This window comes from Gramella sp. Hel_I_59 (assembly GCF_006714895.1).
Classification (GTDB): Bacteria; Bacteroidota; Bacteroidia; order Flavobacteriales; family Flavobacteriaceae; genus Christiangramia.
Genome location: NZ_VFME01000001.1, coordinates 1,887,265 through 1,904,119 on the forward strand (window position 1 = coordinate 1,887,265; position 16,855 = coordinate 1,904,119).

The following is a 16,855-nucleotide window of genomic DNA, read 5'->3' on the forward strand; positions in this document are numbered from 1 at the left end:
CTTGAGTACACTTACATTTTTAGTCTATTTCTCATCTATATCTTTTCTCTTTTTCGGAATCAGCTGTTTCACAACGGAACATATGAAAACCGAATTTGTACGTTACGGCCTCACGAGCTACCTCAAACTTGTAGGTGCATTACAGATTCTTGGAGCTATCGGTTTACTTGCAGGCTATTATTATAAACCAATCCTGGCAATAAGTTCTGCAATTGGACTTGCGGTGCTAATGATCTTCGGTTATGGCGTACGTAGAAAAATAAAAGATAATTTTATACAATCTGCACCTTCATTTATCTATGCTATTTTCAATATTTACTTAGCATATGCATTATATGCCCTTAATTATTAGCATTGTTCTTTTAGTAACCCTTTAAACTCCTCGAAAAGTAAATCGAGCTTAGGTTTTATATATCTAGTGCAAAATGGTCGCTGAGGATCTGTTTGATAATAATTTCTAATCTCAGCACGTGACTCCTTAAATGACGATAACTCATAGACGCTTGTTATAAATTTTGATCCAGCGCTATTCTCGACAGTTTTCAAAGTTTCCCAGGTTTTTTCCAGTTCTAATTGGTCATAAACGTATAAAGCCGACCTGTATTTGTGCCGCATACTGTGATCTTTCATACTTTGATGAGTACTCAAATGGATTAGAATAAGATCTTCAAGTTTCACCAATTCTGGGTCATAATTGAAAACGATACCTTCGTAGAACTTATCTGGCGAATCCTTAGCAGATATATAACCCTGTCGTACATCATGAACTCCTTTAACAGCTTTAAATACTGCTTCTGTACACCAATGACAACCACCTCCAAGTCCTATTTTCATTAAATTAACTTTTAACTATTTCCTTAGTTTCAACTAATGTTTAAATTTATAAAAACTGTTATATGTGCTATCGTACTAAGTTGAATAAAAAGATCTTCTCCCTTGAAAAATCACTGGATGCCAGATTCGTTGAACCAGATAAATACCAGCCACAACTAGAAATCAATGCTTTTAGTTTTTCTGAAACTCCTGTAGTCACCTACGATAGTCCCAGTGAGATACAAATGTTTCAGTGGGGTTTAATTCCCTTTTGGGCTAAAGATGATTCTATTAAAAAAATGACTTTAAATAGTAAAATAGAAACTGCCGCTGAAAAACCAGCTTTCAGAAATTCAGTAGATAACAGATGTCTGGTAATTGCTGAAGCTTATTATGAATGGCAATGGTTAGATCCTAAAGGAAAAACTAAACAAAAATTTATTTTAGAATCTAAAGATCAGGAGATATTTGCTTTTGCTGGAATATTTTCAACCTGGAAGAATCCGGAAAATAATACTATTATTAACTCCTACTCTATTCTCACTACAGAAGCAAATGATTTAATGAGCAAGGTTCATAATAATAAAAAGCGGATGCCTGTAATTTTAAAACCTCAGGATCATAAAAACTGGTTGCAGGGTAGCGATCTTCAAAATTTTTCCTATCCATATGATGTTCCGCTAACAGCAACCGCAATCGATTAGTCATACTGCTTCCACCAGTTTACTTTTTTGCTACTGTGAATCGTGAAAATTTCGCCTGGTTCCGGTATACAGTAATTCTTATCACTTGCGGCATCGATGAATCTTTCTACAGGATCTAACCAGGAATGCAATGAAAGTGCAAAACCAGCCCAATGTACAGGCATCATATTCTTAACTTGAGCATCCCTGGCTGCCTGCACACATTCTTCTGGAAACATATGAATTTGGTTCCATTTCTCATCATATTGCCCGCACTCCATAAACCCAAAATCAAAAGGTCCTAATTTTTGCCCAACTTCCTCAAAATGACTACCGTAACCACTATCCCCGCTAAACCAGATATTTTCTGTATCGGTTTTAAGATTCCAACCGCCCCATAGCCCTTGCGCCCTATCATTTAGACCTCTACCCGAGAAATGCCGTGTTGGTGTAAAGGTCATATCTATTCCACTTACATTTATTCTATCCCACCAATCATACTCAGTGATCTTAGCAGGTTCGACTCCCCATTTTTTTAAATGTCTTCCTACGCCTAATGCGGTATGAAAGACTTTAGTTTTAAGCTGAAGTTTTCGTATGCTTTGAAGGTCTAGATGATCATAATGATCATGTGACAAAAGAACAACATCAATCTCCGGAAGTTTATCCAGAATTTGCAAGGTATTATTTGAAAAGCGTTTAATGCCGAATGGTGAAATTGGCGCAGCATCTGGACCGAACATTGGATCTATAAGGATCGTAAGCCCATTCATACGTAGTAAAATTACAGAATGACCGAACCAGATCATCTTACTTTCTGCTGAAGGTTTTAAAAACTCTTTTTTATTAAAAGCTTTGATCTTAATATCCTTTGACGGCTGCCTACCATTTTTCTCAAAAAACTGTTTGTACAGTAGTTTAGGAATATCTGTAGGTTTGATATTCATGCCAGTCTCTTCTAGATTAACGAACTTGCCGTCTTTCCAGTTTTCTGATCGCTCGTAGCTATTTATATTGTCTTTGGAAGCTTTTACACCAAATTGATCAAACATAATTATTTAATGATAGTTCCATCTGGTTTGAACATAACATCTTTGTTTTTTCCCTTCTGTTTAAACTCCACATCGAAAAATTCACCTTTGGTGGCTGATTGTACATGTTCAACTTCAGTGATCTCATATTCTGAATAATCCTTTTCAATGATATTTAATATGACTTCAGGAAGTTCTTTCTTCTTTACATCATTTTCTGTCTCTACCCAGGTACCGTCTGCATTAAAGTCTGCACGATATTTTTCTCCATCTTTCTTAAAATGAGATTCCCAATAGCCATGGTCGTCCTTTTCCCAATCCGGATCATTCTCACCTGGATATTTCTTCTGAAATGCAGTTTTAACTGCTTCCGGAACGGTCTCCTCCTCTTTATTATTTTCCTGACAGCTCATCACGCTGATACTAAGAGCAAATACTCCAGCATATATGAATCTTTTCATAATTCTAATTTTGATAAAACTAAAAACTAAATTTAAGGGAGGTTAAAACGAAATCATAAAGTTTGTCAAGAAGAGGCATTCAGATCTAATTCATGAAGTGTAGCTTTCCGAAGTGGTTTGGATAGAAAGTCTTTGACCATGGGATATTTGGTTTTTTCCAACTCAAAATCTTCAATGGCCGATGTTAGAATATAAATTTCAAACATATTTTTAATGCTGGTATCAAACATTTGAAATTTATCCAGAAAATCCCAGCCAGTCATCGTAGGCATATTCACATCCAGAAATAAAACTATTTTTTTTTGAGCTTCTATATTGGTAGCAGATTGAATGTGCTTTAAACCTTCCTCCGGTTGTTGAAATACAGTTACATTCGCATTGGAATCGAATTTCTCGATCACCAATTTACAGATGAGATTATTAGTAGGATCATCATCTACGATAATGTAATCATGGATTTTCACTTTTTGAATTTACAACTTTGTTTGGGAACTGAATAGTTATTTTGGTCCATTCATTAGGTTCACTTTCAAGACTGATCTTGCCTCCAATTAGATCAAGCTGAGTTTTTACCATAAATAAGCCCATTCCTTTCCCTTCTATATGGTGATGATGCCTTTTATATAGTTCGAATAATTCTTCTCTATTTTTGCCCAGCTCGATCCCTAGTCCGTTATCAAGAAACGTCAATGTATTGAATTCTTTACCAGAGCGGCTGGAGATTTGAAGAATTAGCTCTCTCTCAGGATGTTTGTATTTTATACTGTTTAAAATAATATTATAGAACACACTATGCAAATAACTCCTGGAAGTGAGCATTGACTTAAAATCACTAAAATTTGTTTTAATTGTTACCTGGTCTTCAGAAATCAATGCACCGGTCATATGGATGACATTATCGGTTAAACACTGAAAATCTACCAATTCCCTGGAATTATTATAGTCGGCTTTGACCTTCAATATATTGTTAAGATCGCGAACAACTGTATCCAGTCTCTTCACATTATTGAGCATATCACATTGAAGTTTATCGCGCATATCTGAATCGATATCTTCATCTGCAATGATCTCAGAAATTCCAATAATATTAGCTACTGGTGCTCGTAAGTTATGTGAGACTATGTAACTAAACTGCTCAAGGCCTTTATTGGCGCTAACAAGTTCATTCGTGTAACTAGTAAGATTCTCATTAAGCTCTCTTAGCTTGTTTTCAGATTTTTTTAGTCTGCTAATATCTGAGAATATACAGATTACTCCACTTAGACTGCCTTCCTGGTCAAGAATTCCAGACATCGTTATTTGAACCGGAAAAACAGTTCCATCGCTTTTCCTACCATTATATTGACTACTAAATGTATGATCATATGAAAGCTTTTCTAAAATTTCCTTGAGTAAATCTGATTCATAAAGATCGGGGAACATTAATTCCACAAGATTTTCATCCTTTACTTCTTCATATTTCCAACCATATATTTTTTCTGCAGCAGCATTGAAGTATTTTATATTCCCTACGGCATCGGTTGCTACCACCCCCTGCCCTATCTTACTTAAGATATTGGCTTGAAACTTATTCTCATCTTCAGCTTTCACTCTATCAGAAATATCTATTCCAACACATTGTAATTCACTCTCTCCATTGTCGCTCTTTAAAAATACGATATCCCAGATGGTGGCTTTATTATGTTCGTTTTTACCCAGCTTAGTAATATCAATCTGGTAATTTCTAAAAGGATTTTTTAAACATTTCGCATTGGTTTCCTGTATCTTTTCATATTGACTTGGAAGAGAATCTATAAGACTATTCTCTCCAATAGGGTTATTTCCTGGGTATAGCCATCCGAAATCATCTATATAACGCTGATTACAATATGTGAAATTACCTTTTGTATCCAATCTCACAAAATAATTCGTTTGAGACTGAATAAGACTCTTATACCTGTTTTCGCTAATAGCTAATTTTTCAAAATTAAGCTTCTTTTCGGTTATATCCTGTAAAGTACCTTTTCCTCCAACTATTTCATCACCATCCATCAATGGACTTACAATCACGTTCAACCATCTTATTTCCGATTTACATACATGAATTCTTAACTCGATATTTTTAGTATCACCACGGTTTAATACGGAACTTTTAATATCTTCAAAAATGTATAAATCTTCTTCCAGAACGAGTGATCTGAATTCTTCAACTTTAAGTTCATTGCAATTTTCAATGTCTAAAATGTTACTTACTTCACCAGAACAGTATACCGTATTTTCTTTAAGATTTAATTCCAGGTATCCAATTCTGGCGATCTTTTCAGCATACTGTAATTTTTGTGCAGTATCATTGATTTGCCTTACATGTTCTTTGTGTTCCGTGATATCCCTTATAATGGTTGCGGTTTTTTTCAATCTTCTACCATTTCTGTTGAATGGGATAATCGATGATGAAACTTCGGCTGGAAATACTGTTCCGTCTTTCTTTATTAGCTCAAGTTCAGATTTAGCCTTGCCGCTTATTCTACGTTCTTCTAATAATTCTGCTACTCGATTCTCATCGGTATGAACAATAGCACTTCTGTGCAATCCCGTAAGTTCAGACTCTTGCATTCCAAACATCACACACATGGCAGGATTGGCAGACGTTATAATTCCATTAGTTTTCGCCAGGATGATTCCATCGATACTATTTTCGTAAAAAGCTCTCAGCTTTTCATCTTTTTCCTGTAAACTTTTGTCTTTCAATCTATCATTCGTGATATCCCGAAACTTCACAATTATTCCATCGATACCTTCGTCATCAAGATGATTTTTAAGTATAATTTTATAAATACTATGGCTATCAGATCTTCGAAAATCTAAGATTTCTTCTAAGCGATCAGCTGAATTCTTACACTCCCTCAAAAGTTCAGAAAATCTTTGAGGATTTTCAAAGTTTATTATATCTAATATATTCTCACCAAAAATTTCTCCATCTACGTTGACTAACTTTTCGATTGAAGGACTATGGTAAGTAATTCGATATTCACGGTTTAATATGCAAATTATATCCTGAGCTGACTCAACTAGCTTTCGAAATCTATTTTCACTGTATAAAATTTGTTTCTGTAATTGTAAACGTTCTTTCTCTAATTTCCGTTTCGAAAGTGCATTGAGTATGGCTGGACCAAGACGCTCAGGTCTATCTTTATAAAGAAAATCATTGGCACCATTGTCCATTAATTTTACGGCAACACCGGGTGGCAGGGCGCCAGATAGTATTATAAAGGGAATATAAGGATCTTTTTTCCTTACAATATTAAGAGCGTCTTCTGAATTTAGATCGGGCAGATAATGATCACATAGAATAAGGTCAAATTGATTAGTAGCTACTAAACACTCAAATTCTGATCTGCATTTAGCAAGTTTTATATCGAAATTATTGTTTTGTAAATGCCTGCTAATCAAAAACGCATCTGTTTCTGAATCCTCTACATGTAATAATTTAAATGAGTCGGTTTTTGACATAAACAATTAAAAAATTGAAAAACACTTTCGATATATGAGGACCGAAGTAAATTCCTACAGAAAACCTAAGGATTATAACTATTTTTCTAATTTATATAATTTTATCTATTAAAAACAATTTGTTATCGATAAGTATGTGTTAAATAATTGATTTTATGACCATATAAAGATAAATAGCGCGACAAGGTCGCGCTGTTTATCTTTATTGAAGAAGAGTATATTTAAAGTGTTTTATTTAGTTATTTCATTAGCGTAGATGTCAAGTTCAATTACTGGTTTTCCTAATTTCTTCACCTCTTCCAACTGTGTTGCCTTATCCCCTACTACCAGGTAGATCATTTCCTTTTCGTTCAGGTATTCAGTAATAACAGATTTAAAATCTTCTTCTGTCATATTCATCAATTCTTCCTGTTGCGATTCAATAAAATCTTCAGATTTGTCGTATTTACTCAAGTCTCTTAGAATTCCCAATTTAGCACCTAAACTTTCATATGAGCGTGTGTTTTCTTTTAATAATTTATTCTGCGTAAGTTCTACTTCCGCAGGACCAAAGTCCTTAGAATAATTCGTAACCATTTGTTCAATGATCTTAAGAGAAGGTAAGGTCGCATTTGCTCTTACACTAGTTGAAATATAAAATGGTGAAATTGTCTCATTCTCAGATATGCCAGAGTAAGCACCATAGGTATAGCCTTTTTCTATTCTTAAAGTCTGAAATAGCTTACCGCTGGAGCCGCCACCAAGAATTTCGTTTGCAAAATGAAGTTTACTGGCATCTTCGTCATTTTCAGTAAGTACCAGTTTACCTATCATAATCACAGACTGTTTGGCATCAGGTACGTCAATGAAGTATAATGTACCAGGTTCACCTTCAGCATTGATTTCAGAAGTGGAAATCATAGGAGCATCAGTAGCCCAATCGGTCGCCATAGTGGAAACAACATTTAAAACCTGTTTCTGCTCCATTGCTCCGGCGATATGGAACTTGGCTTTTTCAGGAGATAAGTTACTATAGAAAGATTTGAGATCTTCCATAGCAATATTTGTCGTAGTCTCTAATGTCCCGTTTACAGGAACTCCAAAACTATGCTTGTCTCCGTATAAAAGTTTGTAAAATGCTGTGGATGCAATCGCTTGAGGATTTGCTTCCCGATCGTTCAGATTTGTTTCCAGAGCCTGCTTTAATCTGGATAATTCTGTTGCATCCCATCTTGGTTGCATCAGAATTTCTTCGACTAATTTCATGGTACCTGCAAAATTCTTACTAAGACAGGTTCCTGAAATGCGAAAATCTTCATTCCCGGTACTTATATATACATTTGCTCCCAAAAGTCCGAGAGCCTCTTCTAATTCAGCCGGAGTTTTAGTAGCCGTTCCCTGCAACATCAAATCACTTAGCAGGTAAGAAACACCCTCTTTTCCGTCTGGATCCAAACGCTGTCCACCTGGAATTGTTATATCAAATTCTACAAGTGGAATTTCGTTGTTTTCAATTCCATAAACCTGCATCCCATTTTTAAGTTCAGCTGTCCAGATTTCCGGTGATTTGAATAATGGCAGGTCACCAAATTCAGGTTCACTACGATCATATTTTGAAGGAGTTTTATCATAAACAGCTTCATCTCCCTGGCTAACTTCTTCGCTAGCTACATCGCTTTTAACTTCTTCTATCCAGACTTCGGCTTCTTCGGAATTTTCTATGGCGAGGTCTAAGCTTCCTTTTGGAACTACACTTGTCATGATGAAATGCTGATCTTTAATATACTTATTATAGACGCGCATAACATCTTCTGAAGTTACCTTATTCGTAAGTTCAGCAGTTTTCTTTAAATAGCCAGGATCACCATTAAATTCGTTATCCTGTACTAATTGAAAAGCTTTATTTAGAACTGTACTAACTCCCTGATACAACTGAGTTTCAAGTTCAGCTTTAATCCTTTTGAGATCATCCTCGCGTACACCAACCTCCTCAAATCTTTTAAAACCATTTTGAATTGCCTTCTGTACGCTATCCAGGTCTATTCCGGCATTTGCGCGTACTCTCACTACAAACTCTCCTGCTAGTTCACTACTACTTTGATAAGTGCTTATTCTTGGTGCAAATTTGGATTCCTCTACGACTGTTTGGTACAGTGGTGATTTTTTACTTCCACTTAATAGCTGTCCTAAAATTTGTAAAGCGTACATATCTTCATCATAATCTTCTACTGTAGGATAAACCATGCGTAACTCGGGAAGTTTTGCAAAATTATCTTCGAAGTATAGATTTTTTGTAGTTTCAAGTTTTACTGGCATCGCTTTTATAGGCTCAACCTCTGGTCCTGAAGGAATCTCACCAAACCATTGTCTAACAAGCTTTTTGGTTTCTTCTATTTCAATATCTCCAGCAATGACCAGGGAAGCATTGGCTGCTCCATAGTACTGTTTGTAGAATTCCTTAACATCCTCCAGAGTTGCCGACTGTAAATCTGGTAACTGACCTATGACCGTCCAGTTATAAGGATGGTTTTTTGGGTAAAGATTTTTCCTTATGATCTCATCTGTATATCCATAAGGAGCATTATCTACACGCTGGCGTTTTTCATTCTTAACCACTTGCTTCTCACGATCAAGGGCAGCTTGTGTAACTGTATTGATCATATATCCAAATCTATCTGAATCGATCCACAGTATTTTTTCAAAAGCATCTTTAGGAACCACTTCGTAGTAAACAGTACCATCGCTCCAGGTTCCACCATTCCTGCTTCCACCCCACTCCGGGATCATTTTACGATTGGCACCCACCGGAACATTTTCTGAATCATTGAAACTCATGTGTTCAAAAAAGTGAGCAAATCCTGTCTTACCAGGTTTCTCACGGTTAGAACCTACGTGCATCATTGTCGCAACAGCAACTATTGGATCGCTATGATCCTCATGTAAGATTACTTCCAGACCATTATCCAGAGTAAACTTTTCATAATCAAGTTCGAATTCGGGAATCTGCTGAGTCGCTTCTGAAGATTGACCAACACTAACACCAGATAATAAAAAACCTGATATTAGAAAAAAATAAAATTTTCTCATTGATGAATTAATTAGTTACTCTCCCAAAATAAGAAATTATTAGCAATCATTTTTCTGAGAACTTGGTTTTACTCAGAAGAATACCTATTGGTTTGGTTGCTTCGATATTGTACAGAATTACCACTATGATACCAAGTACAGGAATTGCGAGAATCATACCAATGATTCCCCAGATCATATTTCCAGCTATTACAGAAACAATAATAAAGAATGGATGAACATCCACTCGATCGCCTACTATAAAAGGTTGAAGTACATAAGATTCTACAAATTGGGTAACCGTGAAAGTTAGAGCAATCCCAATGAGTACACTTGTATCTCCACTACTTAAGAACCCAAATGCTACCGCCATAGTGAAACCAAGAATATTACCAACATAAGGAATCAAGGTCAATACCGCGGCAATTACACTTACCAGAATAAAGTTGTTCACTCCAGAAATCCCCAGGCCTATAGAATATAACACCGCGAGTAACCCCATAAGCATCAATTTCCCAAGTAAATACTGAGGCGCAACTTTAATAGATTTTGTAAGAGTATTTTTTATTGATTCCTGTTTGGAATCTGGCATAACTCGCAAAAGAAAATTCTTAAAGATCTCACGGTAATTCAATAAAAAAAATACGTAAACGAATGTTAGAAGATAATTCGCCATAAAACTTGAGAGTCCGCTAAGAAAAGTAGTGATCCTTTTACGCATATCAGACCCCATTGCAGCACTTTCCTGTTCATCAGACTGATTGATGTCATTAGGATCAAGTGGAGTATGTTCCAATGCGAAGGTTTTGAGCTGTTCTATCTTAGGAGTCATTTGTTCTTGGATCTTTGGCCAGTCCTCTGCAAAGTTTCTCACCTGCATGCTCACCAAAGCCATCAGCCCTACACTAATACCGAATAGAAGTAGACTGTTTAACATGGCAGCCCATGCTCTTTTCATATACTTCTCCATCCAGATGCTAAGAGGTAAAACGACGAGGCTTAATATGACTGCTGTAGCCAGTGGAGCAAAAAAACCTTTCGCTTTTACCAGACCAGCTATTAAAAAATATATGGAGAGAATTGCCGCCGCTATGTAAAGTATTGCGCGCTTGCCTTTAAACATGGATCAAAAAATTTTGGTTGGTTAGAACAATATCGTAAATGTTTCACTCAATTGTATTAATAAAAACACAAAGAGCTAAAGTTAAAACAAGACATAAAAAAAAGCCACCCGGTTAGGATGGCTTTTATTCTATAGAATAGAATGTGCTTAGTCGATTACTTCAACGTTTACAGCATTCAATCCTTTTCTTCCTTGCTCAGTTTCGAACTGAACTCTGTCATCTTCACGAATTTCATCGATAAGACCACTAGAGTGTACAAAGATGTCTTCGCTTGTTTCGTCTGACTTAATGAAACCAAATCCTTTGGTTGCATTGAAAAATTTTACTTTACCTTCTTGCATTACTATACTAATTAATTGTTATTGATGCCGGCTCCATTTAAAGATCATCCGGCCGTGATCTATTATTTATAAGTCTCAAACTGAAACCTTAAAATAATTAGTCAATTACTTCAACGTTCACAGCGTTAAGGCCTTTTTTACCTTGTTCTGTTTCAAATTGTACTCTGTCATCTTCACGAATTTCATCGATAAGACCTGTTGAGTGTACAAAGATGTCTTCGCTGGTTTCGTCTGACTTAATGAAACCAAATCCCTTGGTTGCATTGAAAAATTTTACTTTACCTTCTTGCATTACTATACTAATTAATTGTTATTGATGCCGGCTCCATTTAAAGATCATCCGGCAATGATCTGTTATTTTTAAGTCTCAAACTGAAACCCTAAAATAATTAGTCAATTACTTCAACGTTCACAGCGTTAAGGCCTTTTTTACCTTGTTCTGTTTCAAATTGTACTCTGTCATCTTCACGAATTTCATCGATAAGACCTGTTGAGTGTACAAAGATGTCCTCGTTAGAATCGTCAGCTTTTATAAATCCAAATCCTTTTGTTGAATTAAAAAACTTTACTTTACCTTCTTGCATTACTATACTTATTAATTGTTATTGATGCCGGTTAAATTTAAAGATCATCCGGCCTTGATCATACCTTATTTATAAGTCTCACACTGAAACCTTAAAATAATCAGTCAATTACTTCAACGTTCACAGCGTTAAGGCCTTTTTTACCTTGCTCTGTTTCAAATTGTACTCTGTCATCTTCACGAATTTCGTCAATAAGACCAGTTGAGTGTACAAAGATGTCTTCGTTCGAATCGTCAGCTTTTATGAATCCAAATCCTTTTGTTGAATTAAAAAACTTCACTTTTCCTTCTTGCATTACTTAATAATTAATTGTTATAAAATGCCATTAAACTTTTGAGATCGTATGGCTTCCGATCTTAACTATCCAACTCGCAATTTATCTACTTTACCTAGTTGACGAAGCATTTTAAAATGCTCTCCAACTGCAGATACAAAGCTGTGTTGATTATGATAAGGCAAACCATATTCTTTGGCGGTCTGCGCTACTATATGCGATATTTTTCTATAATGAACATGACAGATATTTGGTAATAAATGATGTTCAATTTGATAATTTAATCCACCAATGAACCAGGAAAATAACCTGCTCTTGGGGGAAAAATTAGCTGTTGTTAATAGTTGATGACTAGCCCAATCACCCTGTACAATACCTTTTTCATCAGGTAATGGATACTCAGTCGTTGGAACAATATGAGCTAGCTGAAAAATGGTAGTGATCATTAATCCAGTAACGAAGTGCATGCTAATAAAAGCTAGAACCACGATCCACCAAGCCTGAGGTGCCATAATAATTGGCAGTATCAATACAAAGAAGAATGAAACCAGTTTCCATCCAATTACAGTAGACAACTGTTTTCTAAATTCCTTACCTTCCTTGAAGAAGCCCATTTTCTTGAATTTTGCCATTCTAACAAAATCTTTAGCAGTTACCCAGCTTACCGTAGACAATCCATAAAAGAACCAACTGTATAAGTGTTGAAATTTATGAATACTATATCTCTTAGTATGTGGAGTAAATCTTAAGAAAAACGGAGGGTTGATATCATCATCAGCCTCTTTTATATTTGTGAACGTATGATGCAATACATTATGCTGAATTCTCCAGATACTTGCATTGGCACCTATAAGGTTTAAAGTGTATCCTAAATACTGATTAACCTTTTGATTTTTTGAATAGGAGTTATGGATTGCATCGTGCATGATTCCCATGCCTATTCCGGCCATTCCAAAACCACTTATGATATAAAGACCGAATAACAACCAGGTACTTTCTACCATTCCAGTGTTCACAATTACTAATGGAGCTACGAAAGTCAAAAGCATAAGTACAGTTTTCACGATCATGCTAGCATTAGCGTGTTTACTGATATTATTTTTTTTGAAATAGGTATTTACCCGGCTTCGAAGAGTCTTTGAGAAATCGGATGCTCGTTTTTGAGCGAATATTGGATTGTTGATACTGGTACTATTAAATTTACAAACTAAATAATGAAGTAAACAAAACTTGAAATATCCTGAAAGGACTAAAAAGTGAAGAGAACTAAAATATTTACTATGGCAAATGTAAGTTTTATTATTACATCCACAATATAAATAATCAATTAGTTTTCAAACTTTTACGCTACAGGATAAATTCAGTTCTGTATTTAGTTCAATTTCCCGGATGGGAAATTAGTCAATGATCTTAACTCTTACTGCGTTAAGCCCTTTCATTCCTTGCTCCAGCTCGAAACTTACTTTATCATTCTCATCAATTTCATCAATAAGACCACTTACGTGTACAAAGTATTTCTCACCGGTTTGTTTACCTATAATAAACCCAAATCCTTTAGAATGATCGAAAAATGAAACTTTACCTTCTGTATCGGTAATGATCTCTTCCTCTTCTCTATCTTCTTTCTTAGGGATAGCGATTTCGATATCCTCTACTTCTACTTCTACCTTCTGAGTTGGATCTGGTGGAGTGTCGGTTAAATTACCGTCTGCATCAACATAAGCAATCATATCCTCGAATGATCCACCTTTGTTGGAATTTTCTTTTCTTTCTAAACGCTTGGCTTCTTTCTCCTTACGCTTTTTGATCTTTTTCTTTTCTTTCTCTCTTTTGTTTTGGGTTTGTCCGGATCTTGCCATTCACTATAAATTAATTAATATTCGTTGAAAATTTCAATGCATTGAACCAACTAAACGAATACCAGAAAAATTTAATGTGTAAGATTATCTTTTGTAGGATTTATTCAGAGAGAGCATGAGCCATTCTGGCCTGCACTAAAATTTTTACAAAGATAGTCATAGCAAATCAATTCTGAAAGCTTTAAATAGTCGAGTTCTGTAAATTTTGTTTTTAATAACTTTTACTTCAGAAAATCACACTCGGCTATCGGTCATATTATAAATAAAGGTTTAATGGTATTTGAAGTAAATTTTGATTTTAAATTATTATTTTGAAATAAAAAATATGAAAGCAATTGGATTTACTAGATCACTCCCTATTAGCAATATTTCAAGTCTGAATGAATATGAAATTGATAAACCTTCCTGTAGTTCTAATGAACTTTTAGTAAAGATTAAAGCAATATCGGTAAACCCGGTTGATTATAAGGTAAGACAAAATTCGGCGGAAAATGAAGAGTTAAACGAACCGAAAATAATTGGATGGGATGCAGCTGGAGTTGTTGAAGATGTGGGCAGTAACGTGGAGAACTTTAGCGTTGGAGTTGAAGTGTATTATGCTGGCGACATAACGAAACCTGGTTGTTATTCAGAATACCAATGTATAGATGAGGCAATTGTAGCTAAAAAACCAGCTAAATTAAACTGGATGGAATCTGCTGCCTTACCACTTACTGCCTTAACCTCTTGGGAATGTATCTTTGACAGGATGAACATTGCTGAAGGTGATGGGAAAGATGAGAAGGTACTCATCATTGGTGGTGCTGGTGGTGTTGGCTCTATTGCGATTCAAATCTTAAAAGAATTGACTCAGTTTGAAGTGATTGCAACAGCATCTCGAGAGGATACAGTTGAGTGGTGTAAAAAGATGGGCGCAGATAGAGTTGTGAATCACCATAAATTATCTGAAGAACTGAAGAATGAAAAAGACTCGATCTCATATATTCTAAATTTCGCAGATACTGCTGGGCACTGGGAAACGATGACGAAACTGATCGCTCCACAGGGACATATCGCTTGTATCGTTAATACCACAGAGAATGTGAATCTGAATGCTTTGAAAGAAAAAAGTATTAGTTTTCACTGGGAATTGGTGTTTACAAGACCCATGTTTAATACCACGGATAAGTCCAGGCAGCACGAAATATTAGTGCGAATCGCTGAATTAGCAGATTCCAACAAAATCATATCAACTAAAAACAGAGAATTTTATGGGTTAAGTGCTGAAGTTTTCAGAGAAGTTCACAAGCTTCAGGAATCTGGCAAATCTATTGGTAAAAATGTAATTGAATTTTGAAGAATACTTTGACCAGATTTATCGAATTCTAACCTACATCTGGAACCAAGGCTTAATGCTTCAAGCAAGATCTTTTCGGATTCTACTAAGGCTTTCTGGTTTCATTCCTAGATAATTAGCGATATGATAATTCTGTACACGCTTTTCAATTTCCGGATAGGTTTCGCAAAAATCCAGATACCGCTCTTTGTTCGATTTCTCAAGAGATGATAGAATTCTTTTTCTAAGTGAAACAAAAGCCCCGGTGGTCTTAAGCCTGAAAAAGCGTTCGAATTTTGGAATTCTATGGTACAATTCTTCCAGAAGAGTACGGTTTAAGGATAATAGTTTTGAGTCTTCTATTGCTTCAACGTAAAGCTTTGATGGCTGATTCGTGAAAAAGGCTTCGAAATCACTGATCCACCAATCTTCTATTGCGAATTGTATAATATGTTTATTTCCTTGCTCATCGAGATAGTATGCACGCAAACAACCTTCTACTACAAAATATTCATCTTGTACGGTTTGCCCCGGTTTAATAAGAAGTTCCTTTTTATGAAGAGAAACTTCAGAAAGAATACTTCTGAATTCAGTCTTCTCCAATTCCGAAAGGTCAATTTCCCGGCTAATGTGATCAATGATATCTGCAGGCATCTAATCAATTATTTGCATGCAAATTTAAGCTATTATACTTGAATGTATAAAAAAATGCCGGGCGCAGGCCCGGCATTTTTTAAATATATAAGTTTCTAAAACTAACTAGTTTTATCGAAAGATATTTTAGCATTTACAGCATAAGAAGTAATCTTGTCCCCATCTACATGAGCTTTCATCTCTTTAACGTAGACTGACCTTATATTCTTTACCGTTTTCGCAGCTTCTGTAACTGCTTTTTGTACTGCATCATCAAAACTTTTTTCTGAAGCGGCAATCACTTCAATCACTTTTACAATTCCCATAATTTTAAATTTATTGGTTAACTGATTTCAATTTACCAACTTAAATAAGCTTAGGAAGAATGATTAACAGAAGATTGTCAGGGAACCTTAACTTATTGTGAAATTATTGATAGGATCAATAGCTGGGATTAATTTGGTTCCAATTAAACCACAGAATTTTTAATTTTTGACAACAATCAATTCGGCTTTTGCGCCAGTAAGCAAGTTCCATTCTTTTTTAGCAAGCATCTCCCCTTTTTCACTTAGTACTCGCAACTCGGCCGTATTGGGACCAGAACTTCCCTGGTTGAGCGCAACAAATTGAATACTATTAAAGCCTTCCTGCAAGTTTACCAATACCGGTTTGAATCCAGCAGTAAGCAAAACACTCGCTTCCACTAATTCTCCATTAACGATGATCTGCACCTTGTCGCCATCTATAAATTGATGATCTCTACAGTACACTTCTACAAATCTACCTTGTGTAACTACATTCCCTAGACTCTGATCAAATCTATATTCCTCTTTGACTTCAGCGTCTTTCGCCCACTTCTCTTTCATGGCATCTGCTTCAGTAAGAAGATTATTAGGGTTTTCTCTAAGGTCTATTGCTTTGGGCTTCTCTTTTAAAAACCGACTTTCTTTTTCAGTATTATCTCTTTTCAGAATAGGAAATCCCGTTGAATTTGATTCTTCAGCTTTAATAACCCGTCCGGTATTCGTGCTTCTTGGGATCTCAATTTGAGAATAGAGAGAAGCAGAGCTAAATATTAGTAGTATGAGAATCAATCTATTCATAGTAAGTGGTTTGTGCAGCATAGCTATATCAAAAATACAGCCATTTTTGAACATTAGTAAGAAAACGAGCAAATTCAAGTTTAAGTGTGTTCTCTATAGT

At 35.5% G+C, this 16,855-nt stretch carries 19 protein-coding genes; 3 read left to right on the forward strand and 16 right to left on the reverse strand.

Features of this window, described 5'->3' with window-relative positions:
• Nucleotide 1: 1 nt before the first annotated feature.
• Nucleotides 2–352, forward strand: a complete 351-nt coding sequence (locus JM79_RS08555) for a DoxX family protein (protein WP_141879209.1) — start codon at nt 2–4, stop codon at nt 350–352.
• On the opposite strand, the gene JM79_RS08560 is transcribed toward JM79_RS08555, so the two are convergent.
• Nucleotides 349–834, reverse strand: coding sequence for a peptide-methionine (S)-S-oxide reductase (locus JM79_RS08560; RefSeq protein WP_141877748.1), 486 nt, complete (start codon nt 832–834; stop codon nt 349–351). The two genes, JM79_RS08555 and JM79_RS08560, sit on opposite strands and share 4 nt — an antisense overlap.
• 62 nt (nt 835–896) lie before the next feature.
• Between JM79_RS08560 and JM79_RS08565 the strand changes: the two genes are divergently transcribed.
• A complete protein-coding gene (locus JM79_RS08565) occupies nt 897–1,517 on the forward strand; it encodes an SOS response-associated peptidase (protein ID WP_141877749.1) in 621 nt (206 codons plus the stop codon).
• Here JM79_RS08565 and JM79_RS08570 read toward each other — a convergent pair.
• The 12 genes from JM79_RS08570 to JM79_RS08625 all read right to left on the reverse strand — a co-directional run bounded on the left by JM79_RS08570 (nt 1,514) and on the right by JM79_RS08625 (nt 13,704).
• Nucleotides 1,514–2,548, reverse strand: a complete 1,035-nt coding sequence (locus JM79_RS08570) for an MBL fold metallo-hydrolase (RefSeq protein ID WP_141877750.1) — start codon at nt 2,546–2,548, stop codon at nt 1,514–1,516. The two genes, JM79_RS08565 and JM79_RS08570, sit on opposite strands and share 4 nt — an antisense overlap.
• Nucleotides 2,549–2,550: 2 nt before the next feature.
• Nucleotides 2,551–2,988, reverse strand: a complete 438-nt coding sequence (locus JM79_RS08575; RefSeq protein ID WP_141877751.1) for a PepSY-like domain-containing protein — start codon at nt 2,986–2,988, stop codon at nt 2,551–2,553.
• 65 nt (nt 2,989–3,053) lie between these two features.
• A complete protein-coding gene (locus JM79_RS08580; RefSeq protein WP_185739473.1) occupies nt 3,054–3,452 on the reverse strand; it encodes a response regulator in 399 nt (132 codons plus the stop codon).
• Nucleotides 3,439–6,477, reverse strand: a complete 3,039-nt coding sequence (locus tag JM79_RS08585; protein ID WP_141877753.1) for a PAS domain S-box protein — start codon at nt 6,475–6,477, stop codon at nt 3,439–3,441. Before JM79_RS08585 ends, JM79_RS08580 begins: the two co-directional genes overlap by 14 nt.
• A gap of 231 nt (nt 6,478–6,708) precedes the next feature.
• A complete protein-coding gene (locus JM79_RS08590) occupies nt 6,709–9,543 on the reverse strand; it encodes a pitrilysin family protein (RefSeq protein WP_141877754.1) in 2,835 nt (944 codons plus the stop codon).
• Nucleotides 9,544–9,589: 46 nt separating this feature from the next.
• A complete protein-coding gene (locus tag JM79_RS08595; RefSeq protein WP_141877755.1) occupies nt 9,590–10,645 on the reverse strand; it encodes an AI-2E family transporter in 1,056 nt (351 codons plus the stop codon).
• Between the two features lie 147 nt (nt 10,646–10,792).
• A complete protein-coding gene (locus tag JM79_RS08600; protein WP_141877756.1) occupies nt 10,793–10,987 on the reverse strand; it encodes a cold-shock protein in 195 nt (64 codons plus the stop codon).
• A 97-nt stretch (nt 10,988–11,084) separates the two neighbouring features.
• On the reverse strand, nt 11,085–11,279 hold the full coding sequence (locus tag JM79_RS08605) for a cold shock domain-containing protein (protein WP_141877757.1): 195 nt from the start codon (nt 11,277–11,279) through the stop codon (nt 11,085–11,087).
• Nucleotides 11,280–11,376: 97 nt separating this feature from the next.
• A complete protein-coding gene (locus JM79_RS08610) occupies nt 11,377–11,571 on the reverse strand; it encodes a cold-shock protein (RefSeq protein ID WP_141877758.1) in 195 nt (64 codons plus the stop codon).
• A gap of 100 nt (nt 11,572–11,671) precedes the next feature.
• Entirely contained in the window at nt 11,672–11,866 is a 195-nt protein-coding gene (locus JM79_RS08615; RefSeq protein WP_141877758.1) for a cold-shock protein, read from the reverse strand.
• 65 nt (nt 11,867–11,931) lie between these two features.
• Nucleotides 11,932–12,894 (reverse strand): acyl-CoA desaturase, encoded by a 963-nt coding sequence (locus tag JM79_RS08620; RefSeq protein ID WP_260443405.1) that lies wholly within the window; start codon nt 12,892–12,894, stop codon nt 11,932–11,934.
• Between the two features lie 348 nt (nt 12,895–13,242).
• The gene (locus tag JM79_RS08625; protein ID WP_141877760.1) at nt 13,243–13,704 is read right to left on the reverse strand and encodes a cold shock domain-containing protein; all 462 of its coding nucleotides are present in this window, start codon (nt 13,702–13,704) and stop codon (nt 13,243–13,245) included.
• 325 nt (nt 13,705–14,029) lie between these two features.
• Here JM79_RS08625 and JM79_RS08630 point away from each other — a divergent pair, with 325 nt between their 5' ends.
• Nucleotides 14,030–15,040 carry a zinc-binding alcohol dehydrogenase family protein gene (locus tag JM79_RS08630; protein WP_141877761.1) on the forward strand — a complete coding sequence of 337 codons (1,011 nt, stop codon included), beginning with the start codon at nt 14,030–14,032 and terminating at the stop codon, nt 15,038–15,040.
• 60 nt (nt 15,041–15,100) lie between these two features.
• Here the strand turns inward: JM79_RS08630 and JM79_RS08635 are convergent, their stop codons facing one another.
• From JM79_RS08635 to JM79_RS08645, 3 genes are all read right to left on the reverse strand, one after another.
• Entirely contained in the window at nt 15,101–15,673 is a 573-nt protein-coding gene (locus tag JM79_RS08635) for a Crp/Fnr family transcriptional regulator (protein ID WP_141877762.1), read from the reverse strand.
• 101 nt (nt 15,674–15,774) lie between these two features.
• The gene (locus JM79_RS08640; RefSeq protein WP_141877763.1) at nt 15,775–15,978 is read right to left on the reverse strand and encodes a dodecin family protein; all 204 of its coding nucleotides are present in this window, start codon (nt 15,976–15,978) and stop codon (nt 15,775–15,777) included.
• A 159-nt stretch (nt 15,979–16,137) separates the two neighbouring features.
• Nucleotides 16,138–16,755 (reverse strand): hypothetical protein, encoded by a 618-nt coding sequence (locus tag JM79_RS08645; RefSeq protein ID WP_141877764.1) that lies wholly within the window; start codon nt 16,753–16,755, stop codon nt 16,138–16,140.
• Nucleotides 16,756–16,855: the final 100 nt, after the last annotated feature.